Genomic DNA, 24,987 nt, shown 5'->3' with positions numbered 1-24,987 from the left:
AAATGAATAACTCCCTTATATTGTCGATCACTACTTTCGTGTATGGATTTGCCGCGACCCTCTATCTCGTTGCGTGGATCTTCCACAAACCTCATTTGAATCGGTGGGCGACCTGGGTCGCATCAGCGGGGATACTCGGAAACGCTGCTGGCTTTGTAATGAGATGGGTGGAGTCCTATACTATGGGCATAGGCCGGATACCGCTTTCCAATCTTTATGAGTCACTGGTCTTCTTCTCTTTGATGATTGCCGTTATTTATCTGGTCATAGAACGAAAATATCGTCACCAGACGATCGGCGTATTCGCCATGCCTCTCGCATTTCTATCGATCGCCTATGCATCGTTATCGCCGAACATCAGCGATCGTATCCAACCGCTTTTACCCGCATTAAAAAGCAACTGGCTGACGGTTCATGTTGTCACTTGTTTCATTGGCTATGCAGCCTTTGCCATAGCCTTCGGTCTCGCTCTGATGTATTTGGCCAAAAAGAACGACCAAGCGCCTGTAGGCACGTTGCGTTCACGACTTCCCAAGCAACGCCTTTTGGATGAGCTCACGCACCAAATGGTTCTGTTCGGATTCCTCTTTTTGACCGCCGGAATCATATCGGGTGCAGTTTGGGCAAATTCTGCATGGGGTCGCTATTGGGGCTGGGACCCGAAAGAGACCTGGTCTCTGATAACCTGGTTCGTTTATGCAACGTTATTGCATGCGCGGCTGATGAGAGGCTGGCGCGGCAGACGAATTGCCGTCTTTTCAATGATCGGTTTTGCTGCCGTATTGTTTACCTATTTTGGCGTCAATTACTTGCCGGGCCTTCACAGCTATGGAACGGCAGGGTGATTGGCAAATGTTGATTGTGTGCATCAATTATTTAGTGCCCATCCATAAATGGCCAATTTGTCCGATATCTGCGTTGCGCTCAAAATTTTATCCTCGGAATATCAGCCATATGCCTGCGGTAAAATTTTTCGCGCGCCTTGATCTCGACCCAATTTTCCTATTTCTGGATGAACACTATTTAGGCCCGAGAATTAAAGGTTAAAAAGATATGAGCGAGAATTCAGAGCAGGGTACTGGGATAAAATTCCAGAACGTATTTCTGGTTGGATTGATCGTGGCAGGTATTTGTATCGTTATTTTACTCCAATCCAAAGATGCTTTGTTCAACCTTAATTCCACACCGTCGCTAAAAAAAGGCACTCCAGCTCCAGACTTTTCTCTGCCGGATCTGAACGGAAAGATGGTCAGCCTCTCCGATTACAAAGGCAAGGTCATTCTTCTGAACATTTGGGCGACCTGGTGCCCTCCGTGTGTCCAGGAAATGCCGTCAATGGAAAAGCTCCATCAGGAGCTGAAAAACGAAAACTTCGCCATCGTAGCTGTCAGTATTGACTCTTCGGGACCTCAGGTAGTTTCTCCATTTATGAAAAAGCACAATCTGAGCTTTCTTACCCTTACGGATACAAAGGGAATCGTGAAAAATCTTTATCATACGACCGGTGTGCCAGAAAGCCTGATCATTGATAAAAGCGGAAACATTGTAGAAAAAATTATTGGACCCAGGGATTGGGCCACGCCTGAAGCTATTAAATACTTCAGAGACTTGAGCAATATTCAATAACAGGACAAACGATTGAGACGAAGATACAAAAGGATATACACAGAACATCATTCTCTTTATGGACAAACAATGATCAAATCTAATAATGAATCCAACACCAATTGGAACATCGCCTTTCTTTGCTGGATTATAGCCAGCGCATCAACCTTGGGAAGTTTTTTCTTCAGTGAAGTTATGGAATTACCGCCATGTGCACTGTGCTGGTATCAAAGAATTTTTATGTTCCCATTGGCTGTAATTTTTTTAGTTGGTCTATTCCCATTCGACAAAACCATCATCAAATACGCATTACCCTTAGCATTAATCGGATGGGCGATCGCGTTTTATCACTTTCTTCTTTACACCGGATTCATTCCGGAGAGCATACAGCCTTGCAGTCAAGGTGTTTCGTGTTCCGAAACATATTTAGATTTATTTGGCTTCATTACGATTCCACTGCTGTCATTGCTTTCATTTTCAACTATTTCAACGCTTCTTTATGTTTTGAGGACAAAGGTAAATAAATGAAGAAACAAAATATTGTTCTATTATCAGGTGTATTTTTAATTTTTATCTTTATTGCGGGAGTTTATGTCTACAAAAAACATCAAGCCGATAGATACGGCTTCTTGGCCCAGGAAAATGCATCGACATTTGTTCGACCTTATTCCCAGACACTTGGCAGCGACGATGCCAAGGTCTATCTGATCAAATTCACCGATCCGGCCTGCGAAACCTGCAGCGCGTTTCACCCCTTTGTCAAACAGCTGATGGACGCCCATCCTGACAAAATCAAGCTGGTCATTCGCTACAACCCCCTGCATGAAGGCGCTGATTTTCCAGTCAAGATTTTAGAGGCAGCGCAAAGACAAGGCAAATTCTGGGAGACAATGGATGTCCTTTACGGCACACAGCGGCATTGGACCAGCCATCACGTCGTCCAGCCCCAGAAGATGTGGCGCTTTCTTTCCATGGTAGGGCTCGATATTGAAAAATTAAAAGAGGATATGAAAGATCCTGAAATAGAAAAAATCATTCAACAAGATCTTGCAGATGCCAAAACCCTAAATGTCAGAAAGACACCAGGATTTTTTGTAAATGGAAAACCACTCTCGGATTTTGGTTACAATCAATTGCGTGATTTAATTGAATCGGCAATCAAGGAAAGCTATTAGACATGGAGCAAGAATTATCGTTACTCATTGTTTTTTCAGCAGGGCTATTATCTTTTCTATCCCCATGCGTTTTGTAAGTTTTTTACATTCTCAATGAAAGATACTGCCTAAAGGCAATAATATATTATTGACCAATGAGTGATGGTTAGCATTCTATGCAGGAAACGCCGAATCGTTATTATTTATATTCAATGATTACAGTCGCTTTCAAATAATTTGCGGAAATTGACAAATGATCATGTAAAACCACAGGATATTGACAAAGTTCATTGAAGGTCATTGCCATTTTTCGTTGTGACTCCGTCAATATCCTCTATAATTTCAAGCCCCCCATTGTCATCATTCGTTGTGACCCACATGAGCTTATTTGCTCGGCCATTTTTTTGGCCAAATTAGACAACCTATATTATTCCAACTTTTCTAGCCGGTAACCTGCTGCTATCATGACCAGGGAAAGCCTGATTGAATTGGCAGTGAATTTGCATTTTTGGAAGTAATTATTGAAAGCGGCAGTGCTATTAACATTATTGAAAAATTCAGCCTGCTTTTAAACACAAATTTGTAACTTCCATCTCAGGTAAAAGGGTCCCATGATTCCAAAATCAATCGGCATTGAACTCCCATTAACGATAGACGAAGCGGTAACCACCATTTTGAACGATCTACCATTGTTGGACAGGACCAGGTTGTCAGCCATGGGATCGGATGAACTCTATCTCATCGATCGCGAGATCGGCTCCCAGATAGCGAAAGACTTCAGGCTGTGGAACGGTAATGACATTCTATTGTCCGATTGTCTGGTTGCAGCGCAAAAATTCGATGAACCGACGGATCCTACATTTGTTATCATTCACGCCGTATGGCAGAAGCTGCAGGATACCCACGTTTTGCGACTGGTCAAATCCTAGCGGCGTGAAGTTTATCCCCGTATGGTTGTTTGTGGCATACAGATCAGGGCCGGATCTGAATCAAACGCCTGATCGGTGCCCAGCGCCGGAATTTTTACGTTTGACCATTTCCTCCCGGGCGCATAATGTTTCTTGAAAAGCCAATGTGACCTGCACCGGTATCAGAAAAACCGGGCCACAAAAAAGGAAACGCCATGTCTACGGTTACACGACGAAAGTTCCTGGGTGCGGCGGCGGGCGGCACCATCCTGGCGGCCATTCAACCCTCGGCATTGTTTGCAGACCAGGCCGGGGCGAACCTTCTGCCGAAGCCGTCCCCAGGTGACGGCAGTTCCTTGATGTCGGCACTCAGAAATCGCAAATCCACCCGTTCATTCAGCAGCCGGCCCCTGGCCCGGCAAATGCTGTCAGACCTGCTCTGGGCCGCCTTTGGGGTCAACCGCCGGGACACTGGATATCGCACGGCCCCCTCGCCCATGAATTCACAGGAAATTGAAATTTATGCGGCCACGGCCGACGGGTTGTTTCTATACGATCCCCACATTCACCAGCTGGTTCAACTCGACAAAGAGGATATACGCCGCTTTTGCGGCAAGCAGGACTTCGTGGCAGATGCCCCGCTGAATCTGATCTATGTGGCCGATTTTTCCAGGCTGGGAGACCGGCCAGACGATCGGAAACTGTTTTATGCGGCTGCCGATACCGGATTCATCAGCCAGAACGTCTATCTCTTCTGCGCTGCGTCCGGGCTGGGAACGGTGGTTCGCGATTGGATCGATCGAACGGCGCTAGCTGAAAAAATGGGTCTGCGCAAAGAACAGCGAATCATTCTTGCCCAGACCGTCGGCCATCCCCAATGAGATGGCTGATAAAAAAAGCCACGGAAGGATCAAAAATGCGGTCTTTGCATGGCGGAAATCGCCGGATATTGACAGAATGGAATCGGGGGGTGCCATTTTTCGTTGAATCCCAAACCATTTGGGTTATAGCGGAGCGTGTCGATGACACAATGAACGATGACAATATCCCCATCGAATATTGTCACAATTTAAATCCCACTTCATTTTAAAAATAATTACTGCCTTTGTCTTAACCCAATTATTCTCCAAGAAGCAGTAAGGGAATCCAAGGCATTCCTTTTGTGGGAACTGCGGATGCAGCAGTCACTGCGTACTCTCCCAACTCGGTCACGGTGAAGCTGGCATAGGTGCCGTCGAAGGTAAGACCGGAAGCGTCGTATTCAATCCATTCGCCGCTCATACGATGCCAGATGGTCAGACTCAGAAGGCCACCGGCCGAATCGGCATAAAGGGAGAGATAAACCGGATGGTCGGCACTTACCGTATAGCCATCTGTCGAGAAGCTCCAGGCGGAGAGAATCTTTTCCTCAATTTCGGCGATACGGCTCTCGAGCGAAGCGAAGTTAACGCCACTGACGGCGGTTGCGGTCAGGGTGATTGCGGTGGATGCGTCGCCCCCCATAAAGCTGGCGCCCACGGCCTTGCCGGTCCCGCTGTCGGTGATCAGCGCCCGCTGGTTTCCGGTCAGAACAAGGGAGGCGGTGGCCCCGCCTGCGCCCCGGGCTGTAACGGCATCGCTAACCGTTATTGTGTGAGCGGTTTCATCCCACACCCCGCCCAGAGCCTGGACGCTGCCGTCTCCTTCCATTGTGCCGTAAGACATGGGCGTATAGGTGCCAGAGCCCGCCCCCGCACCTGCCACCAGGCGAATGGTTTCGATGTTTGAAATGGTTCCCTTCCAGCTATCGTCAGCCGATCCCACTTTGAGCTCACTGTCGACATCGACGGTTACGATCGTCGTTCCGGAGCCGGTCCCATAACCGACAAACGCGTAGGAACTCGTCACCGTACCACCATTGGTGATACTCAGTTCTCCCGTACAGTCGTAGCCCATGAGGAGGGATTCACTCATGGTCCAGGTTGAGCCGTCAACGGTCACCGTCCCTTTGCCGCCGCCGCCCCAGCCGATCTGCCCAGAGGAACTCGTTACCGCACCGCCATTGGTGATACTCATCGTTGCCGTACCAGCGCAACCCACAGAGAGATAACTGCTGTTGGTCCAGGTTGACCCCACGCCATCGATGATCGCCGTGTCGACAGAGCCGGAAGCGATACCAAGGCTGCTCAACACAGTATTGACCGAACCGCCGTTGGTTATTTTCAACGTGCCCGTACTATCTGCTTCGCCAATTAAAATAAAAACGCTATCGGCCCATGTGGAACCCACGCCGTCGACGGTCACCGTTCCGGTGGAACCGGAGCTTTCGGCGATATACCCTCCAGAGCTCGTTACCGAACCGCCGTTGGTGATGGCCAGTGTTCCCAGGCTACGGTCGCCCACTTGGATATAGCCGCTGCTGGACCATGCGGACCCTTCGCCATCGACCGTCACCGCTCCAATGGCGTCGTAGTCCCATCCGATGTAAGCATTGTCATTCGTCACCGAACCGCCGTCGGTGATGGCCAGTGTTCCCGTACCACTATCACCTACGACGAGATAATCGCTGTTGGTCATTGTGGACCCTTCGCCATCGACCGTCACCGTTCCGATGGAGCCTGAGTCGTGGCCGATATAGACCCGGTAAACCGCCATCATACTGCCTTCGGTGATGGCCAGCCTTCCCGTGCCATCGTCCCCGATATAAACACGCGTTGAACTTGTCCAGGTGCCGGGATCGTCTGGACTGACGTCTCCGCTGGTAATGATGTTTGCCCGCACAGCCGAAGCCATGAAAAGTCCCACCGTCAGGAGCGCCAATAGGGTGCCTGATAGCCCAGGTAAAAAAAGAGACCTTTTCATCCAATCCTGCCTTTCTTTGACACGGCAAAGCCTTCAATGAGTACTTTTTTTCACAGATTAAGTTGTGCACACTGTTGAGAGCAAAAAGTACAAAACCTAAAAAAATACCGAATCACCTTCCGGCAACCCGGGCATCCAGAGGAATTCTGGACCCGCGGCTTTCAGTTCCTGTCTCACGGATAATATTTTTTTATCATTATGGGAGTGGTCTACGTGGCTGCAGCCAGACATGACATAGCATAGTGAAATTTGAAAATAAATAGAGCGTCTGGTTTCTGAAGAGACAACAAGGTTTACCCATGCCTGGATGACAGCGGCCCCGTCGTCCTCACCTTCCGATTCGGACAGGGACTCCAGCCGTTGATAGAGGCTGCTTTGGCTTTCGGCACCGTTGTGTCCGTATAACAACCGGCGACCGCCGAAGTGATAAAGGAGGAAAGGGAATAAATACGTCTTCAGTGCTGTAACCCTTTGTGCATCGTCGACGACCATACTGGTAACGCAAGAACGCTTTAATGGCCTACATCATCAACACCCTTAAAATGGAGATTTTTCATGAACATCAAAGTCATCTTTATGTGTGTTTTCGGATTGTTACTGGGTACCGGCACGGTGGTATGGAGCCAGCCGTTCAACGGCGGCCCTGACGGGCCGGGGATGCACCGCCCGAAGGTCGAAGAAAAAATGCTGATGATGCTGGATCTCGACGACACGCAGAAAACCCTGGCGGCGGAAATCGTCGCCCGGTACCGGAATCTGGAACGGAATCTGATGGAGGACAATAAAGGCCTGCACCGCAGAATGACTGACGCTCTTTTTGCGGAGACCTTCGATGAAGCCGCCGCCCGCGAGACGTTCAGAAACAATGCCGCCGTCCATGAAGATCTGATGGTTCTCAAAGGCAGGATGATTTCGGAGATCCGGACGATTCTTACCCCCGGGCAACTCGGCGAACTGCAGGCCATGCGCGCCAGGAGGATGAAGGCGCATGCCCGGCATGCCGAATTCAGGGCCCTGGTTGAGGATTCCATGGCCGCCCGGAAGTAGACAAACCGGCATCCGTCGCTTCCATTCTTTAAACCGTGTCCGTCCGGAAAATGGAGGGCACCGGCATCTATCCTGCGGCTGCCCGCAGAAGACGCCCGGCCAGCGCCATCAGAGACAATCCGGTCCCGGTACCGGATTGTCTCTGCCGTTGGGTAACACCCACGTTGTGCCGATGAACAGGGGCTTGTCCGATCGGTTGGATTTCATATAAGAACGGGACGGGACTGAAAGCAACGTAACCCTTGCATGTTTTCGAGCGACTGTGTTTAGTAACGATGGGACATCACCAAGCGAAGCATGACATTGCGGCCGCGGGCGTTGACGATGAGGCCGTCATCAAACGGGTGCTGGGCGGCGATGCCGATGCATTTGGGTTATTGATGACCAAGTACGAGGCCATGGTGATCAACCGCGTGAAATATCATGTGCCTGAAAATGCGCTGCAGGATACCGTCCAGGAGGCGTTCGTTCGGGCCTATCGGTCCCTGGCAACGTGCAGGAAGAGAGAGAAATTCAAGTCCTGGCTGGGTTCCATCGCCGTAAAAACCGCCTATGACTGGCTGCGCAAACGCTATCGCTGCCGGGAGACATCGGTCAGCGCCCTGTCGTCCGACCACCATGACTGGCTGGAGAACGTATCCGTCCAGCGATCCAAAGACGAATACGAACGCCAGCTGGCCCGCAGGGAAGCCGGAGAAGTGCTGGCGTGGGCGCTGGACCAGCTGCCTCCCCGGGACCGCATGGTGCTGGAACTGGTCCACCTTCAGGAGCGTTCCGTCAAAGAGGCCGCCCGGTTGCTGGGATGGAGCGTGGTCAACGTGAAGGTCCGAAGCCATCGTTCACGAAAAAAACTCAAAGCCATTCTCGACGACCTGGCCGTCCGGGAGAGGGAGGGGCCATGAAGCACAGGCATGAAGATCAAACCGTCGTGGAAACGGTGCTCCGGGATGCCTATCGACAGGCCGGCAGACGGCGGGTGGCGTCTCTGGACGATACGTGGAAAGCAGACGTCCTCAGGCAGATACGGACCCAGCCGGATCCCGGTCGGCAGCCGCCGCCGGCGTGGCTGTTCCAGCAATACCTGTGGCGCCTGGCCCCCGTCGCCGGTCTCATGATCGTTTTCATGGCCGTCTGGCTGGCCCGGGGCGGCTTGAGCCCGGACATCGAGATGGCGGCCCTGACCCTCAACAACCCGGCCAATTTCAACCTGATCGAGATATTGGGACTATAGACAAGGATCGACCGATGAACCGATGGAAAGTCATTGCCGGCATCCTGATGATCTTCATCCTGGGTGCCTTCTGCGGGGTTATTGGAAGCGGCCTGTTTCTTAAACACCGTATCAAACGGTTCATGGATCCGGCGGGTCCGCCACCGCCGATCCGTTTTCTCCAGCGGCAATTTGATGATTTTCAATTGTCAGCCGAACAGCAGGCCAGAATCGACGCCCTGTTCGACGACATGCATCGGGAGTTTGACGAACTGTTCAGGAAATCCCAGCCGGAATTCAAAGCGCTGTTCGACCGCTACCTGTCGCAAATCCGGGAGGTGTTGCGCCCCGACCAGCAGGAGAAGCTGAATCGGGTGGCGGCGCGCATCGAAAGTCATCTGCAACGCATGAAACCGCCGCCATTCAGAAATAAAGCGCCCTTCTCCGGCGGCCGCCGTTTAAGGCCCGATCCGCACCGGCAACTCGACAGGCTGGCATGGGAGCTGGATCTTACCAGGGATCAGGTGCTGCAGATGCGACCCATCCTGGAAGAACAGATGGCAAAACGCCGCCGCCTTCTGGAAAATACAACCAACGACAACCGCGGCGGCTTGCGGGAAAAGCTAATGGCCATCGGTGAAGAGACGGATCGACGGCTGGAAACGATATTGAACCCGGAACAGGCGGCATCGTTCAAGAAGCTGCGTCGGAGAAGAAGGCCCTGAAGAGGTCGCCGGGGCGGCACCCTTTGGATTCAGGCACTATCCGGCCCGGTAAAAAGATATCCCGCACCCCGTACCGTTTTCAGGTAGACCGGATCACAGGGATCGTCGCCGAGTTTCTGGCGGATCCTTGAAATGTAGACATCGATGGAACGGTCGATGCCGTTGTATTCGGTATTGTACAACACCTGGCTCAGGTCGTCCCGGCTGACCACGGTTCCCGCGTGGCCCACCAGATGCCAGAGCAGGGGAAGGCATGAGGAGTTGTACCTGTTCGATCAGAACCGGGTCGCAGCTGATCATCCAGATGGTTTCGCCGACCGCCATAGTCCCCTCCTGTGCGTCTTGAATTACCGGATACTTTCTATTGAGTCGGTCGACTGCCCGGAAAGGTTACATTTCCAGACCCATTGTTTCGGGGCACACCCCAAGGTCGTCCCCAACGGTTTTTTCCGGTCTGCCCCGGCGCTGAAGGAGGGTATCGGAAATCATTCAACCGCCCATGGCATTTCTCCTGCCGCGCATTTTCTGACGGCGCATTTCCCTGAACGCCTCCAGCTGCTCCGGCGTCAGAATCGACTCCAGCTGCCGGTCGGCCTCCTGGCGGAGCCTGATCATTTTTTCTCGCATGGCGCTGCGGTCGCCGCGGCCTTCAACCTCCTGGAAAAGGCTGCGGCGCGTTGCCATCTGTTCTTCCAGGATGGGACGCATCTGCTGTACCTGCTCGTCGGAAAGGGCCAGTTCATCTTGCAGCCGGCTGAGCATCCGTTCCGGATCGGGACCGCGACGGCCGTCGAAAGAGATGGCATCGGTCACCATCAGGATGGTGATCGTGACCACGGCAGCGGCAAAAAGCAGAACCGGCGACAGAACCCGCAATGCATGCCTGATCTGCTCCAGTGTCTCGTTCATCTGCATGTAAAACCTCCCTATCCGGCGGCATTGGATTCATGCGCCGTTGTGAATTTGAGCATCACCCACCCGAAACTGCCGTCAGGCAGCTTCACATACAGCCAGTCGGGGGCGTAGCCGTGAACGACCAGGGCGTCGTGCCTGCGGATCTGGTGAACCACCGGAAAGTTGCGTCCGGGTCCGGAGCGGACATTGAGAAGCGTGGCGATGACGGCTACCGTTTCCCCGGCGGTCTGCCGGGACGGCACCACGGGAGAGGCTTGTCTGGCCACCGCCCCATCCGACGGCCGTTCAACAACCACATACCCTTCCGGCACCCTGCGGTAGTAGACATCCTGGTATACATAAAAGGTGACGCCCCCGATCAGCAATGCCATGGCCCCGATGGGCAGGACGACCACCACAGCCCCCAACGGGGCCCGCACGGCGATGAAACCGGCCGGTTTCCTGACGTAAAAGGCACCGCCGTGGACGTAGTATCTGGATTTTCCCACGTGAACGGTCCGGTGGCCGGGCGGCATCCTGTGAAGGAGCCTGACAGGCCCGTGACGGGCCGCAATTTGGGGTTGCGCGCAGACCGGCGTGGTGACGGTTGTGAAACCCAGCGTCCAGGTGGCCACCATCACGGCCAGCCACCTGAACGGCCGGCGGGTCAGCATCATCTGCATCTTCCGTTTCCTTTCCCTTGCGTAGGTTGCCTGTCTGACGTTCAGTCGTGCCCCGGCGCGCTTCGGTTACAGAAAAAATTTGTAACCGATTGATCCGTCCGGACGACCACTATCCAGTGGGAGTCCCAGATGCGGTACCCTGTGAACGCTGACCAGTTCAACCGATCGGAGGAATCATGACAAAAAGCCGGCCCGGCAAACCCATTGCCGCCATCGGGATTCTCCTGCCATTGCTGTTTGGAGGGTGTGCCGCCCGAAACGTCACCAGCCAATGGCATACCCAGGTGATCGTCGCCGACGGGTCCGATGCCGAGTGGTCCGGGAGCCCCCAGTTTTACGATAAAAGCAAAAAAGCCAGCATTCGTCTGTCCAATGATGCCGAATCGATTCAGATCTGTTTCGCCACCGGTGATCGCGACTTGAAAATGCGTCTGGCGACCGAAGGGCTTTCCCTTTGGCTCGATCCCGATGGCGGCAAGAATAAAGTCGTCGGAATTTATGTTCCGGGCAAAAGAAGCCACTTCCGTCCGGCAGACAAGGGCGCCGACGGGAACCATGAGCCCAAACCGCAGGAATTGCGTATGCCGGCGACGATCGAGATGACCTATTCGGATACGACCGGACCGCTGAAGATGGATGTCGAAGCGGTTCGGCGCACCGGCATTGGGATCGGGGTCGGCCAGCCGGATGGCTCCCGCTATGTATATGAATTCATTGTCCCGTTTGCCGTCGATGAAATCCTTGCGGACATGGGGTCCGGAAAGGAGATCGGGGTCGGCATCCTGCCCGGCAACGGGGAATCCGAAAAATCCAGGCGACAGCCGTCCATGGGCTCCGGGGGGGGCGTGGGGGCGGCGGCGGAAGAGGCGGCGGAGGCGGAAAGGGATCGGGTATGGGCGGCGGCTTCGGCGGTGGTGGCGGCGGCGGAAAACCCGGTTCCGGAAAGCGGGCCGATCCCTACGAAATCTGGCTGAACGTGCATCTGACCTGAAAAGCGAGCGCGTCTGCCGATGCATAGTTCACCGTTTGAACACTTCTTGTCCGTCGAAGAGATGTCGTCAGTGGCCTTGAGAAGACCGTGCGCCGGTGGCATCGGTTCTGGGATCAGAAGGTGCCGGCCCGGTCTCAGGCATACCCATCGGCCAAGGCGGCCCGCATCCGCTCCACACCCCGGTTGCCCGCCACCGACAACCAGGCGGCCGGCATCACGGTGGGCAAGAACGTTCCCTGCCAGACCGCCACGTCAACAAAGGACAACCATACCTGCAGCACCTTGGGTACCGGGATGGGCAGGACCCTGAAGATCACCCTCCGGATCAACCGGGACCGCACGATCCGGCTGCACCTCTCCTTTGTAGGCATCCCCGCTGGCCCAGCTTGAAGCCGGTGAATAAAAGGCGGTGGGGAGCTTGAATGTTGCCACTGGCACTCCGGTTCGGGATGGGCCTCTCACCTGGATTGACTGCCCGTGGTCCTATCATCTTTCGGTATCCGGGCGCCACCATGAGCCTGAAAGGCCGCGCACGTCGGCAAACTTGTCGAGCGGAAGCCCGTGGTCAAAAACGGTGTGTACGGGGTTCAAAACCCCCTGATCACGCGCTGGCCGGCCCTGTCCCAGACCGGATGGGCCGGGTGCCGTGCGTAGACGATTTCCGTTGACCCGGCATGCCGCTGCATAATCCGGCGCGCCAAGGGCCTGGCGGAACGGAGGCGAGAAAATGCTGCTGTGGCGCAGCGGCTTCAAGACCCCGCGGGCGGCGGCATCACAGGCCCGTCCGTCGAGGGCCGTGGAGATCAGGCCGATGGGGATGTCGATCAACAGGGGGCCGGTCCCGCCATGGGCCGCCCACAGATCGGCGATGGCGCCGGCAATGCCGAAGTCGGCCCCGCCGCCGGCGTCGATGGCCACGCAAAACCACCCCGCCCGGCATCCGTCCACGCCCATGTATCGCTCAACGGTCATCTTTCAACCATCGTCCCGACAGTCCGACGGGACCATTTTTGGCGGCGGCGGCGATGTTCAAGGCAAGGAATCACCCGCCGTGCAGCACCCTGAGCTTGGCGTCGATCATCTGTTTGTGAGAAAGACGCAGCAGGTTGGACAATTTGTTCATCAGGTAATGTTCATGCTGGTCCATCTTTCCGTCAACATAGACAATGCGCCACAGGCGTTCCATCAATTTCTCTTTTTGTTCGGGACGGCAGCGTTCATTGATCACCCGGGCAAACTGCCACAGGTCAACGCTTTCGTGCAGTTCGCGATCGGCTTCGGCGACCAGGGCATCCACCTCTTCGCCGGACAAGCCGTATTTATCTTTTAAAAGGGAGAGCACCAGGGCCGTTTCCTGATCGGAGAAACTCTCGTCGATGCGCCCCATTTCCAGGAACAGGGCGCAGACCGCCACTGTCAGATCGCGGTCATCGTCCCGGCCGGCCCGCATCTGTCCGTCGGCGGCGTCGTTGCTGAGAAAACGCTTGAATAGGTCGATCATCGGCTATACTCCTGTCGTTAAGTGAATGTGCATAAAGATAAACCGATTTGGTCGATTGTCGAACCGGCCCGCCAATAGGCCGGTCCGTCACCATCCCCTCGGCTTGCTCCGGCCACAGGCCTTCCCGGTGGGCCACCGGAACCCGGACCGGATTGCATCTTCCAAAATCGTTCCTAAAATTAAAAATTGGTGTCCACTTGCACCCGAAAGGCAAAAATCGATGCACCCGACCACATGGCAGGAACGCCGGACATCGACCGGCAAGGGGCGACCCCGCACACACCGCCGGAAAGCGATGGCCGGCTGGGTCCGGATGGTCGTGGGCCTCTGTATCGCGCTGACGGCGTATGGATGCATCCGGGTGCCCGAGGAGAGCTGGACGGTCAGTCACCGCAGCCCCTCCGAGACCCGCAGGCAAACCGCTGAATGCCCGGCCGCCGGCCTTGCCCCGCATGCCCTGGAAGCCGGTGCCCCCGCCGGGGTCACACCGCCCCGGACGGGTCAACCCACGGCGCTGAATGCCGGCGGCTTCCGCCTGTTGAGCTGGAACATCCATAAGGGCAGAAAAGGAGGCTGGGCCGATGATTTCAGGCAATTCAGCCGCGATTCGGACGTGATGATCCTGCAGGAAGCTTATCTGACCGACAGCCTGAAACAAATGCTGCATCAGGCGGGCTATCTCTGGGACATGACGGCGGCCTTCGAATACCGGCAAATCGATGCCGGCGTGCTGACGGCGGCCCGAACTGCGCCCCATTTCACCTGCGCCTTCCGGGAAACCGAACCGATTACCCGCATTCCCAAAAGCACCCTGATTACCCGTTATCCCCTGTCGGGAACCGAGCGGGAACTTCTGGTCGCGAATATGCACGCCATTAATTTTACGACGGCGGCGTCCGCTTTTGAAAATCAGTTTGACCGCCTGGAAGGGATTCTGGCGGCGTACCGCGGCCCCTTGATCGTATCGGGGGATCTGAACACATGGAACGCCGGACGCATGTCCCGTGTGCGGGCCATGGCCGAACGTTTAGGCCTCAGCGCCGTCGGGTTCGACCCGAACCGCCGATCCCGGTTTTTCGGCCGCCATCTCGACCACGTCTATTATCGCGGGCTGTCGGTCGTCCATGCGGCCGCAACCAGGGTGTCCACCTCTGACCACAACCCGCTGGCGGTTGTTTTCAAACTGGCGGACGAACCGGCGCCCGGCCTTTGAGAGGCGGGTGGCGACCGCTCCGGCCGCCGCCCTGGCATGGGCTCCGGTCTTGCCCCCCTGCCCGGCCCGTCGTTGAGCATACCCCCCGCTTTTTCCCTCACCGCCCTGCGCCATCCGGCGGGGTCGCCAGGCCTTCGCGGCGCAGTGCGGCCTCTCTTTGCGGATCGTTCTCGCCCACGAAAGAAAATGAACTGACCAGCCGCAGGTTGATCTCCTGAAGGTCCCGGAAGGTCACTTCCCGGGGGAAGAATTCCGGAGACATGAAGGCATCGGCCACCGCGGTCCAGTCGGCAGCCAGAATGGATGCGGCGGCCCGTTGCCCGCAGAGATCGCTCACGGTTTTACCGATGCAGGCGTCGGTCCGTCGTCGGCCCAGCGTGTACTGCCGCTCCATGGCATGCAGGACCTGACGCATCACTTCTGGATAGGTGGCGCCCAGCACCAGCAGGGCGAGCATGGCCTTCTGCACCGCCTCGCCGGGCCCCTCCCGGAAGCCCCTGCGATGCCAGATGATTTTCAGCAGCTTGTAGACGTTCACCAGGCGCTTCATGGCCCGGGGATTGACTTCCAGGGTCGAACAGCACGCACTGATCGTTTCGTGCTCCCGGCGTGAAAATTTCAGCACGTCGGTCGGCAGGACGCGCAATTCCGTCCTGGCGGACCGCGCCACGGAGAGCCGGGCCGCTTCCGGTTCTTCCGCGTCATCCCGGCCGGCTTGGGGGCCGGCACCGGAGCTGCCGGGTTCCGTCTCCTCGGGCACCGCCTCAGCCGCGGGCAGGTCCTCTTTTTTAATCATCATCTGGGCCCTCAGAAAACCGCCCACTGCGGCGGCAGAGACCGGCCGGACACGGTAGGGAACCTGGATGATTTTTTCGATGTAGTCGAGCCCCGACGGATCGCCGCCGCGCACGAGGACGCCCTGATAGGCCATCTCCAGGGCCCGGGTGACATAGCGCACGTCGATGGCCAGGACGACCACGAACGCCGGCGTCTTGACGAGCAGTTGAACCGCCTCGAGGACTTCCACCACCCGTTTCGGCGGGCATCGGTCCAGGTCGTCGATCACCAGGATGATCCTGGGTTCGCCGCGGGGAAACAGGCCGTCGGGCGCCCTTTTGTCCAACAGGGCGTCGGAAAGCTCCTGCAGATCCGCTTTTACCTGGTGCAGCAGGCCCAGCTTGTCTTCATAAAAACGGCCTTCCAGGCGGTTCGAAATCAGCGCCAGCAGGCTCTCATGGCGCGCCGTCATACCGATCCGCTGCCGCCGGGCCGCCACATCGGCCCGGGCAGCCAGGACCCTGGCTTCCTTTTCATTCAACGCACGGGCCTTTTGTTTGATCGATTCGGAAAAATCCGGCAGTCCGTCTGCGGGCGGTGTATCGGTGCCGGGGCGGGGCACGGTCGCTGCCGTGGCCGCCAGCGCCTGCTGGATGAGGTCTTTGCGGGCAGTGCCGAAGCGCCGCTCATGGTCGGCGACCTGCAGGTCGAACTGCTTCCGGGTCCGGGTGAGCCACCGGTTGAAGGTCACGGCCCACGAACCGGCGCCAAGCAGCAGGCTCAGCAGCGGCGTCAACCGGGAGATCACCCGGTTGCCTGCTTCGAAAAGCGCGGGCGTAAAAAGCGTGACGACCGCAACCAGCAGCAGGATCAGGGAGAGGGGGTTGATGCCTTTGGAAAATTTTTTTAGCCAGTCAATGTTCTGCTGCAGCTGCTCATAGGAAGGCGGTGCCTTGCCATGGCTGCCGGCCTGCTGCCGCTCCCAGGCCGACTGCAGCAGCCGGTCCCCCAGGGATCGCAGGGCACCCGCACGGGCCCGCCGGTTGATTTCATGGTCAACCACCTCCTCGAAGGCCTGCAAGGCCTGGTCCCGGGCATACCGGTCCCGGGCCAGCTGCGCCTCGGCCCGGGCAAGGGTGTCGGTCTCGGCCTGCCTCAGGCCGGCCAGCAGTTCCCAGAGCCGGGAAACGGTGTCCCCCCGCTTGCCCGCATCATAATCGGCCACAATCTGAATCGCCTGCTTGCCCAGGTCGGTCTTGGTGAGCCGGTCCTGGTCGTCATGGGTCAGCCGGCTGATCGCCCGCCAGATTTCGGTGTGGTCCAGAAGGGAAATGCCCAGGTCCCGGCAAAGGATCTGTTCCAGGTTGATCTGGCGGTCCAGGCCGTTGAAAATCGTCTGCATCAGACTGGCCCACAGATTGCTCTTGGCATAGGTCCAGGCGTCGAATTCGATCAGGTACGGATGGCCGATAAAAGGGAAGGCCTCTTCGGAAGCGGTCCCGGGGTCGGTCCGGACGATCGGTTCGCATCGGATTTCGCGGATGCGTTCGGCGATCAGGTGAAGCACAAACGACTTGCCGGCGCCCCATCCGCCGATCACCCCGACCACCATCGGGGGACTCATTTCCCGCAGGGCGATGGATTCGGCCAAGGCATTGACTTCACTGGCGATGTCGAGCCGGTCCGGCCCGGCCGGCGTGTCGTTGACCAGGGCCTGGGCTCTCGTTTTCTGAAGGTCGACGGGGATCTGCAACCGCTGGAAGGGGGGATCCGAAAGGCTGCTGCCGACCGCTTCCGGCAGCCCTGAAAATACCACGCCAAACCGTTCCGGCAGGTCATGCAACCGCCTGATGACCGCATCACTGAAGCCAAGCCGTTCGGCGGACATACCGGGCTGCACGGCGCGGAACTCGAAAAAAAAGACAAGCCGGAATCCGGTCGTCAAGGCGCCCAGCTTGTCAATCGGCGCCAGCAGCCCCTCGAGCACATCCCCGGCGGACATCTCCGGTCCGGCCGAGCCCAGCTCGCCGAGCGCGGAGCGGATTTCCGGGGTCACGAGCCGCATCCAGGCCTTCTCATCGCTGCCCGGATCCGGGACCAGGTCGCCAAGCGTGTTCAGGTCGCCGTCCACGAGTCCGGTGATATCACGCACAACGCTGATCAGTGCGTCTTTGAGCGTCGACCCGGAGGGCACCACGTATCGGGCGGTGAAGCATCGGTTGTAACTCTGCCGCTGACACAGGTCCACCAGCCCGTCCAGACCGGGCCCGCCCCCGGCCAGGATGACGAACCCGGACGGACGGGGCTTGCCGAAGCGACTGTCGAGCTTGCCCCGATTCTGCAGGATCCGGATGAACGTCCCGCGATAGGCGTCGGCCGGATCCACATGCTCCGGCCGCAGCAGGGAAATGAAGTCCTCCCGCAGTTCGTCCTCCAGTGCGGCCAGAAAGCCATCCTTGCGAAGATAGTGGTCCAGGGCCGGCTCGAGCCGGGCCAGGCCGAGAATGACCAGCCGGCCATGCAGCCTGGGCACCATCAGCGGGTCGAACAGCAGGGCCAGTTCGGAGATCCATCTGTCGAAAGGCCGGGTCTCCTGCCTGTCGGGCCCCTTGCCTTCGGCCGTTTGCCGCCCGGCTTGCCGGCCGAACTCAAAATGCCGCCTGAGAATGGCCTGGGCGACGGCCCAGGCGGATACCCCGGCCTCTGCGGACAACTCCTTTTCCACGGCCTCGACGGTCGGCGTCATCGGAATGGTCTGCGCCCCATTGTCCATGAACCGCTCCTTCCTTTGAATTGTGATAGGAATCGTTGCTGACTGAGTGGACTTAAGGATGCCGCCGCAGGATCTGGGCAACCCCGGATGTGGTCAGTCCCAACTGCCGTCCGGTTTCAGCCAGCGACAGTCCCAGTTCGTTGACCAGCCTGAGCGTCAATTGCCGCCGGATGCGGGACACGGCCCGCCGCCGGCTGCCGTTTCGAAGCACGGCGATGGGAACGTTGTGCGCGGTACAGCACTCCCGGATGATCGCTCCGGCGGCTTCAAGCAGATCCCTCCCTGGAAGTTGATGGCGGATACGGTCACCGGCCTCACCCACCACCCGGGTGACAAAGTCGCCCGAGCCCAGGATCCGCGCATCACCCTTTTGCCCGACGCCCCTGGAACGAAGGGATTTAACCGCGGACCACCCGCCCATGGAGCGCACCAGGCCCCCTCCGACCAGTTCCGGTCTCTCGCCCCGGGGGATCCCCTTTTTCACAAACGCCCGGTAGGCCCGCTTCGCCGCCCCCTCATGGGTGCCGAACCAGCGAAGTACATAATCCCGGTCCTGCCAGGGATGATCCGTCAGCCCCAGAACCACGGCATGGCCGCACCAGGGGTAGCGGTCCAGTTCGGACGGGGTATCCACCAGCCCCGCCCGGAGAGGGTTCAAATGGATATAGCGCACCAGTTCCGTGAAGTAGGCATCTTCCTGGCAGACGATGGATTTGTAGCGATTCTGAAATAGGTGGCCGTGGCGGTGGTGACGACGGTTGTAGGAAAGGGCGTATCCGGTAAGCACCCGGCGCATGAAGCGGGCAATACCGCCTTCCCCGCTGCGCATGAGCAAATGGGCATGGTTGTCCATCAATGCCCAGGCATAAATGGGCGTTCGGCTCTCGCGGGCCACCGCCGCCACGCGCCGGATGAAATTCTCCCGGTCCGGGTCGTCATCGACGATACGGCGTCGCTCAATGCCGCGGACGATAGCGTGGTGCAGGGTGCCCGGTGTATCCAGTCGTGCGCCGCGGGGCATCGTCAACCCTTTCCCGTGTATGGATCGGAATCAGTTGGTTAGAATCGGAAATTGATTGTTTTTATAATTTTTTGTATACTTTGTCAACAACGTCCCTTCTTTTCCCGATCAGGAATTGACGGCGCAACGGCCCAGTCAGTATACTGATACAGGGGCGATGGCATGAATTCGGGTTTCGCATTTTTGCCGCTGCCGGAAATAATCAGTTCGGGGAGATCTGTTGATGAAGATCTGCAGTGGATGCGGCCAGGTCGTGGCCGAGGAGATCAACACCTGCCCTGCCTGCGGCGCCGCGGTGGCGGCCGGACGCGCGGCCATCGACGATTTCCGCATCCTGGAGGTGCTCCACGAGGGGTATTCCAGCATCCTGTGCAAGGCACGCCGGGACGGTGAAGACAGGCCCGTGATGATCCGCATCTTCACCCGGCACTCCGGGGTCGACACCCGCCTGGCCGATCGCCTCAAATACGAACTGGAAAAACTTCAGGCCCTCCCCGAGACCTATTTTGTGCGCCACCTGGCCATCCGGCAATCCACCGACGGCCTCTGGTACCGCATCAGCGAGTGGGTGGACACCTTGAGCTGGGGCACGCTGCTGTCCACAGGCCGCCTGAAGGATTCCCGCACCATCCTGCACCTGTTCGGCCAGACCGCCTCGATTCTGGACGGGCTGCACCGCATCGGCCACATCATTCCCCACCTGATCCTTGACGATATCCTGGTCTACGAAAACGATGCCGGCCGGCTCTCGGTCAAAATCGACTTCAAGCTCTCACGGTTCCTCGATCCCCAGCTGGACCGGCCGGGACCGATGCTGGCCCGGCTGATTGCCATGCACCCGGACATCGTCAACCGGCGGCCCCTGGATCACCACAGCGACATCTGGTCGCTGGGCAAAGTTTTTGTCGAAGTCCTCTGCGCCGACCCCGAGATAACGAATCTGCACGACCGGGTGGACGCCCTGCCCGTGCCGCCGGCCGTCCGCACATTGATCCGGCTGATGCTCAGCGAGGATCCGGAGTTGCGGCCGCGTTCCATGGCCGAAGTGGCCGCGGCCCTGGTTCAGGTCGATGACCGGGCCATCCGGGCCGCCACCGAGCGTTACGAGGAAGAAACGAGGGGGACGACCCGGGCGCTGCTGCGGCGGGTAAATGTGCGCCTCGGGCTGATGGCGGTGTTGCTGGCCGCTGTGATCGCAGTCGGCGTGCGCCTCTGGTTCCACCTGACCGCCACCGGTCAGGACAGCGAAACCGCCCTGATCGGGTACGCCAACCAGTACGCCGGATCGGTCGCTTTCATGGTGGTGGACTACTGGCTGATGCGGGGAGATCGCCGGGTCTATCACAACCGGGCGGAGGGCACCGCATTCCTGGCCGACGACCAGGGGCACCTGCTGACCAACCGCCACGTGGCCTGCCCCTGGCTCGAGGACCGCCCGCTGATGGTGCTCATCGGCTTGCTGGGGCAGCGCCCCGAGCAGCTGCAGTTCGACTACCGGATTCACCTGTGGTTCGAGGGCCAGCGGGCCTTCAGCCGCCTGCCGGGTCTGGCTGAAAGTGATGCGGTGGAAGATATTTATGTCACCGAATCGGCCTTCGGCACGCAAGGTCCCCGCCGGTTGCGGATCGCCGGCGTCGCGCCGGCGCCGGTAAAGACTTGGGAACGTCTCCATGCGCCGCTTCGCGATGATTTTGCCGTGCTGGAAATCGACGCGGTTCCGCCGGGGCTGAAGCCCCTGCCCCTGGCAAAAGGCTTCAGTGCAGACGACTTGCCCAAGCTGACCCCCCTGATCACGCTCGGGTTCCCCCTGGGAAGCCGAACACAGGCCGAGACGGTTAACGTCAGCGTGACCAGCGGACACGTGCGCCGCACATTTGAAAACATGTTCCAGGTGGACACCTCCCTGCATCCCGGCAACAGCGGCGGGCCGTTCATCGATGCCCGGGGGCGGGTGGTCGGGCTGGCGACGATCGTCGCCATCGGATGGGCCAAAGGGCCGGTGCCCGTGGCCACGCCCCTCTCCGACATCGGGCTGATCCTGCCCATCACCAAGGCCGCCCTCTTTCTCGATGAAATCAGGGCCGGGAAGATCAAGTGGGACGGAGAGATCGACGTGTCCCTGGAACAGCGTCTGGAGCGGATTACGGACACCGCCCGCCGCCGCGAGTGGAAAAAGGCCCGAGATCTGGCGGACCGGGAACTCGAGGCGTCGCGCGCACCGCCCCTGGTCATGGCGGCAGCCGTGATGCACCTGTGCACCGGCGACCATGAGGGGGGCCGGCGCCTGTTCGACCGGGTGTTGTCCATCGATCCGGACAATAACATGGCCCGCCTGATGATCCTGGTAACCGACTGGCTCGAGGAACGGGACTTCACCGACGCCTGCCGGCAATCCCTGACGTCGCTCGACTGGCGCTCGCCCGATGAGTTTATCGGTTACCTGGCAAGGCTTCTGGCCGGTGACGTGAATGTACAGACGGCGGTTGCCGGGGGCTACACACTGGCCGAAAGAAGCTGGCTGCACCTGATCGCCGGCCTGGTGGAAGCTCGCCGCGGAAGGATGGACACGGCCCGGTCGCTGCTTGAAACGGCGGCCCTGGATGCCGACATCGATGACTGGAGCCTCTACCTGGCCATGTCCCAGCTGGAGCGCATTCAGCAATTGCGCATGGAGCAGGCCGCCGATGGGCCCACAGGGCAGGATTACCGGATTCATTCCGAGGCATTCGCTCCCCGGATGGGGCAGGCATTGGCCGACAAAGACCGGCGACGGGCCGAACTGGCCCCCCTCAGGGCGGCCCTCCAGCGCAGCGACAACGATCCGGCAGCGCATCGCGCGCTGTTGAAACAGCTCCGGGATGCCCAGCCGGACAACAAGGACGTGATCGTCGCGCAGGCGTATTACGCCGCCATGGACGACGACTGGGAAACGGCCCTTGGCTACTCAAGGCAGTTCCTGTCCCTTCCGGGACGAACCAATGCCGCCAAGTTGAGCGTGGGCCTGCTGGAGCCCGGAATCCTGAACCTGCAGGGGGAGACAGCGCAGGCCCGCAAACGCCTGGAGGCCTATCTCCAGCGCATCACATCCCCCTGGTACCGGGCCCTGGGCGGGTGTCTGCTGGACGCCGGGCGGCAGGCGGAGGTCACCTCCAGGGCCGGCCAGAGCCCGGAACATCTCCTGACCGGCCACACCGCGCTCGGCCTGTGGGCGGAAGGCGGCGGCGATGCGCCCGGCGCCATCCGGCATTACCGGGAAGCACTGATGTCCTATCTGGACCATCGGATCGAGTACGATTTTGCCATGGCCCGCCTGAAGCGGCTGCGGCAGATGGCCGCCCGGCCCGTTTCCGAAAGGTGACTGCGATCAGCGCGTGAGCCGATAGGCGACGACCCGGTTGTCAAAAAACGTTGGAATCACCAGCCACTGTTTTCCAGGAATATATTCCAGATCCGCCGCATTGATTTTACTTTCAGTCGTATCCAATAAAACCCGGGGCTCCCGATCCCTCCCGATCAACCGGGTCTTTCCTTTCCAGTCGCTGACGATATATTCGCCTTCTCCGATTTTTTTCAATCCATCGATACCGCCCCGGACAGGGATCTCCATTTGAATCGCTCTGGTGGTCAAACCGATTCTCAGCAGCCCGTCGGCGGTTCCCACCAGCAGATCGGGCGCGTCCATGAACAACCCGTTCGGCTTCGTGAAATCATTTAATTCGATCCAGGTATCAACGGTATCGTCCTTGATGATCATCACTTTTTTAGCTGCCATATCGGTGATGTAGACAAGCCCTCCGGCATCTATCGCGATATCGTTTAAAAATTTCGCATCGGCCACCGCATGGGTTTTCAAGATTCGAGCGTGCGTCTTGTCGATGACATGGATGCGGTCGATATCGGTCACGTACAACAGGTTGCCGTAAAGCCCCATTCCCTTTGGGGCGTGCATTCCGCCAACCCATTTCAGCGTATCCATTTTCCCGTCTGCTGAAAGCCTGGAAATAAATCCCTTTTGGTTCTTTTCCGTGGGTTTGCCGTTAATGTTCGAGACATAGAGGATATCGTCCGCCCCGTCATACAACACGGATTCCGGCACCTTTAACCCGCCGGACGTGGACCAGACCTCGGCAATGCGCACGTCGCTGTTGAATCCCATCCCGGTGAAAAGCAACGCAACCATCACCAGGGCCAATGAAAGGGTCCGCTTCATCATGGCGCCTCCTTGAATGTTTGTTGGCGTCCGCACCGCCAGGCCTTTTGCCCGGCATCCGTGTTCTTCGCAGCCGCGTATCCCCGGCCGGCTCGCCTATGGCGGAGTCGGCCTTTCGCATGCCTTGAAATCAACCCTGATGCCTTGTCAGGCGGACGGACACGGTTCGTATTTGACGCGTTCGAAATCGTTTTCACAGACAACGGGCGGAACCGGAAAATCGGCCATCGATGGCAGCAACAACAGGAGAGCGCTTCGGCAACTGGTGAAAAAGGTAAACAGGCTCGGCCGGGCGTATCAATAACCCATATGTTACTATACGTTACACAAAAACATGGCCGTCGCCGCCCGGCCATCCCGTCTGCACAGGCCTGGCTGGCGGCGACTCATTTTTCCGGGGAATCCGCACCGTCAGAGCCATGGGGCCGCATGCCGTGCCGGGTGTAGATATCGGCCACGGTGGGGCTGCGCATAAACTCGAGGAACCGCTCCCCCCAGGCCCCGCCCTGCCCCACCAGGCCCATGTGAATCGCGGCCGTCCGGTTCTGCGGAGGAGGCGCCGGATGGGTCCGGGTGCCGCCCAGGGGCACGAAATCGAACCGGTCGGGAAAGATTCGCGTATATCGCAAGGCCAGGTGGTAGTATACAATGGCGACATCGGCCCGGCCCGCGGCCAGCGCCTCCGGCGCTTCCCGGTGGTGGATCCGGCGGCCCCACACCACCGTATCGCCGAACACCGCCCGGGCGAATGCGTCCGCGGCAATGCCCTGATCCGCCGCCAATGCCTCCAATGTCCGCCGGTACCCCCGGTAGCTGACGGTCTCCGTCTCCGGGTTGGAAATGAACAGGCGCACCTCCCGGCGCATCAGGTCTCTCACACCGGAGACATCAGCGGGGTCGGCTTTGCGGACGAGCAGCACGCTGCCCTGGTTGCGGGCCAGCAGGTGATGCGAGCGCACCCATCCGTCGGCCTGCAGGGTCGCCATCACACGGGGCGGGCTGATAAACACATGGGGCGCAACGGAAAGAACCAGGTTGCCGATTTTCAGGGCACCGGACCTCAACATGGCGACGATGGGCCCCGGCGGCGTGGTCGCATAAAAGATGTCGGCCACGGCCGGATTGGCCTCGTAAAAGGCCTTCATCGCCGGCAGCAGGGCCATGTGGTGGTTGCCGTCGGAAAAGACGACCAATTGCGCCCTGAAGGGGTCGCCATGAAAATCCATCACCCGGTTTGAAGCCGGTTCGCACCACCGCTCGCCCCCCTGACGGGGCAGTACCGTTTCCACGGGCCATTCGAGTGCCATGGGCACCTCCTTGGAACGTATGGTCGCCCTCCGGTCGCTGCAGGCCGCAGGGTCCGGCGTCACCGGGCAGCCGGATTGCCGCTGAGGCGAGGACGATCCGGCCCGCAGACCGGGGGCTGCGCTCCCG

24 protein-coding genes are annotated in these 24,987 nt (G+C 58.3%); 14 read left to right on the top strand and 10 right to left on the bottom strand.

The genetic code is table 11. The annotated features are described in order from the left end of the window. The first annotated feature begins 2 nt into the window (after positions 1-2). The 6 genes from ccsB to DSCA_RS24040 all read left to right on the top strand — a co-directional run bounded on the left by ccsB (position 3) and on the right by DSCA_RS24040 (position 4,548). The gene (ccsB, locus tag DSCA_RS24065) at positions 3-845 is read left to right on the top strand and encodes a c-type cytochrome biogenesis protein CcsB (RefSeq protein ID WP_155318869.1); all 843 of its coding nucleotides are present in this window, start codon (positions 3-5) and stop codon (positions 843-845) included. A gap of 208 nt (positions 846-1,053) precedes the next feature. Next, on the top strand, positions 1,054-1,626 hold the full coding sequence (locus DSCA_RS24060) for a TlpA disulfide reductase family protein (protein ID WP_155318868.1): 573 nt from the start codon (positions 1,054-1,056) through the stop codon (positions 1,624-1,626). A gap of 69 nt (positions 1,627-1,695) precedes the next feature. Next, a complete protein-coding gene (locus tag DSCA_RS24055; RefSeq protein ID WP_155318867.1) occupies positions 1,696-2,133 on the top strand; it encodes a disulfide bond formation protein B in 438 nt (145 codons plus the stop codon). Continuing rightward, a complete protein-coding gene (locus tag DSCA_RS24050; protein ID WP_155318866.1) occupies positions 2,130-2,780 on the top strand; it encodes a DsbA family protein in 651 nt (216 codons plus the stop codon). Before DSCA_RS24055 ends, DSCA_RS24050 begins: the two co-directional genes overlap by 4 nt. Positions 2,781-3,370: 590 nt before the next feature. After that, a complete protein-coding gene (locus tag DSCA_RS24045; RefSeq protein WP_155318865.1) occupies positions 3,371-3,688 on the top strand; it encodes a DUF6794 domain-containing protein in 318 nt (105 codons plus the stop codon). A gap of 194 nt (positions 3,689-3,882) precedes the next feature. Then, complete coding sequence (locus DSCA_RS24040; RefSeq protein ID WP_155318864.1) at positions 3,883-4,548, top strand: SagB/ThcOx family dehydrogenase; 666 nt, start codon at positions 3,883-3,885, stop codon at positions 4,546-4,548. A gap of 238 nt (positions 4,549-4,786) precedes the next feature. On the opposite strand, the gene DSCA_RS24035 is transcribed toward DSCA_RS24040, so the two are convergent. Further along, positions 4,787-6,508 (bottom strand): hypothetical protein, encoded by a 1,722-nt coding sequence (locus DSCA_RS24035; protein ID WP_155318863.1) that lies wholly within the window; start codon positions 6,506-6,508, stop codon positions 4,787-4,789. 555 nt (positions 6,509-7,063) lie between these two features. Between DSCA_RS24035 and DSCA_RS24030 the strand changes: the two genes are divergently transcribed. From DSCA_RS24030 to DSCA_RS24015, 4 genes are all read left to right on the top strand, one after another. Then, a complete protein-coding gene (locus tag DSCA_RS24030) occupies positions 7,064-7,555 on the top strand; it encodes a Spy/CpxP family protein refolding chaperone (protein WP_155318862.1) in 492 nt (163 codons plus the stop codon). Positions 7,556-7,830: 275 nt separating this feature from the next. Then, positions 7,831-8,457 (top strand): RNA polymerase sigma factor, encoded by a 627-nt coding sequence (locus DSCA_RS24025; RefSeq protein WP_155318861.1) that lies wholly within the window; start codon positions 7,831-7,833, stop codon positions 8,455-8,457. Then, positions 8,454-8,786 (top strand): hypothetical protein, encoded by a 333-nt coding sequence (locus tag DSCA_RS24020; RefSeq protein ID WP_155318860.1) that lies wholly within the window; start codon positions 8,454-8,456, stop codon positions 8,784-8,786. The genes DSCA_RS24025 and DSCA_RS24020 overlap by 4 nt, the downstream gene beginning before the upstream one ends. Before the next feature lie 14 nt (positions 8,787-8,800). Beyond that, entirely contained in the window at positions 8,801-9,490 is a 690-nt protein-coding gene (locus DSCA_RS24015) for a hypothetical protein (protein ID WP_155318859.1), read from the top strand. A gap of 29 nt (positions 9,491-9,519) precedes the next feature. Here DSCA_RS24015 and DSCA_RS24010 read toward each other — a convergent pair whose 3' ends face one another. The 3 genes from DSCA_RS24010 to DSCA_RS24000 form a co-directional block, all read right to left on the bottom strand. Beyond that, entirely contained in the window at positions 9,520-9,723 is a 204-nt protein-coding gene (locus DSCA_RS24010; RefSeq protein WP_269434686.1) for a winged helix-turn-helix domain-containing protein, read from the bottom strand. Positions 9,724-9,979: 256 nt separating this feature from the next. Next, positions 9,980-10,399, bottom strand: a complete 420-nt coding sequence (locus DSCA_RS24005) for a Spy/CpxP family protein refolding chaperone (protein WP_155318857.1) — start codon at positions 10,397-10,399, stop codon at positions 9,980-9,982. A 17-nt stretch (positions 10,400-10,416) separates the two neighbouring features. Beyond that, a complete protein-coding gene (locus DSCA_RS24000; protein ID WP_155318856.1) occupies positions 10,417-11,067 on the bottom strand; it encodes an SH3 domain-containing protein in 651 nt (216 codons plus the stop codon). Between the two features lie 176 nt (positions 11,068-11,243). Here DSCA_RS24000 and DSCA_RS32180 point away from each other — a divergent pair, with 176 nt between their 5' ends. Both DSCA_RS32180 and DSCA_RS23990 read left to right on the top strand, forming a co-directional pair. Then, entirely contained in the window at positions 11,244-12,041 is a 798-nt protein-coding gene (locus DSCA_RS32180; RefSeq protein WP_176603557.1) for a hypothetical protein, read from the top strand. Between the two features lie 104 nt (positions 12,042-12,145). Further along, entirely contained in the window at positions 12,146-12,448 is a 303-nt protein-coding gene (locus DSCA_RS23990) for a hypothetical protein (protein WP_155318855.1), read from the top strand. Positions 12,449-12,544: 96 nt separating this feature from the next. Here the strand turns inward: DSCA_RS23990 and DSCA_RS23985 are convergent, their stop codons facing one another. Further along, the gene (locus tag DSCA_RS23985; RefSeq protein ID WP_155318854.1) at positions 12,545-13,030 is read right to left on the bottom strand and encodes a DUF429 domain-containing protein; all 486 of its coding nucleotides are present in this window, start codon (positions 13,028-13,030) and stop codon (positions 12,545-12,547) included. A 70-nt stretch (positions 13,031-13,100) separates the two neighbouring features. Beyond that, entirely contained in the window at positions 13,101-13,559 is a 459-nt protein-coding gene (locus DSCA_RS23980; RefSeq protein ID WP_155318853.1) for a tellurite resistance TerB family protein, read from the bottom strand. Positions 13,560-13,779: 220 nt separating this feature from the next. On the opposite strand from DSCA_RS23980, the gene DSCA_RS23975 reads away from it, so the two are divergent. Then, positions 13,780-14,772: an endonuclease/exonuclease/phosphatase family protein gene (locus tag DSCA_RS23975; protein WP_167527936.1), complete on the top strand. Its 993-nt coding sequence runs from the start codon at positions 13,780-13,782 to the stop codon at positions 14,770-14,772. Positions 14,773-14,869: 97 nt separating this feature from the next. Here DSCA_RS23975 and DSCA_RS23970 read toward each other — a convergent pair whose 3' ends face one another. Together DSCA_RS23970 and DSCA_RS23965 are read right to left on the bottom strand one after the other, a co-directional pair. Next, positions 14,870-18,322, bottom strand: coding sequence for a P-loop NTPase fold protein (locus DSCA_RS23970; RefSeq protein ID WP_155318851.1), 3,453 nt, complete (start codon positions 18,320-18,322; stop codon positions 14,870-14,872). Between the two features lie 52 nt (positions 18,323-18,374). Further along, entirely contained in the window at positions 18,375-19,343 is a 969-nt protein-coding gene (locus DSCA_RS23965; protein WP_155318850.1) for a transposase, read from the bottom strand. Positions 19,344-19,566: 223 nt separating this feature from the next. On the opposite strand from DSCA_RS23965, the gene DSCA_RS23960 reads away from it, so the two are divergent. After that, on the top strand, positions 19,567-22,701 hold the full coding sequence (locus DSCA_RS23960; RefSeq protein WP_155318849.1) for a trypsin-like peptidase domain-containing protein: 3,135 nt from the start codon (positions 19,567-19,569) through the stop codon (positions 22,699-22,701). A 6-nt stretch (positions 22,702-22,707) separates the two neighbouring features. Here DSCA_RS23960 and DSCA_RS23955 read toward each other — a convergent pair whose 3' ends face one another. Continuing rightward, positions 22,708-23,556: an SMP-30/gluconolactonase/LRE family protein gene (locus DSCA_RS23955; RefSeq protein ID WP_155318848.1), complete on the bottom strand. Its 849-nt coding sequence runs from the start codon at positions 23,554-23,556 to the stop codon at positions 22,708-22,710. Positions 23,557-23,939: 383 nt separating this feature from the next. After that, positions 23,940-24,860: a molybdate ABC transporter substrate-binding protein gene (locus DSCA_RS23950; protein ID WP_155318847.1), complete on the bottom strand. Its 921-nt coding sequence runs from the start codon at positions 24,858-24,860 to the stop codon at positions 23,940-23,942. Between the last annotated feature and the right edge of the window lie 127 nt (positions 24,861-24,987).

Origin of the sequence: Desulfosarcina alkanivorans (assembly GCF_009688945.1) — a bacterium.
Lineage (GTDB): Bacteria > Desulfobacterota > Desulfobacteria > Desulfobacterales > Desulfosarcinaceae > Desulfosarcina > Desulfosarcina alkanivorans.
This window is presented reverse-complemented; position numbering and strand designations above follow the sequence as displayed.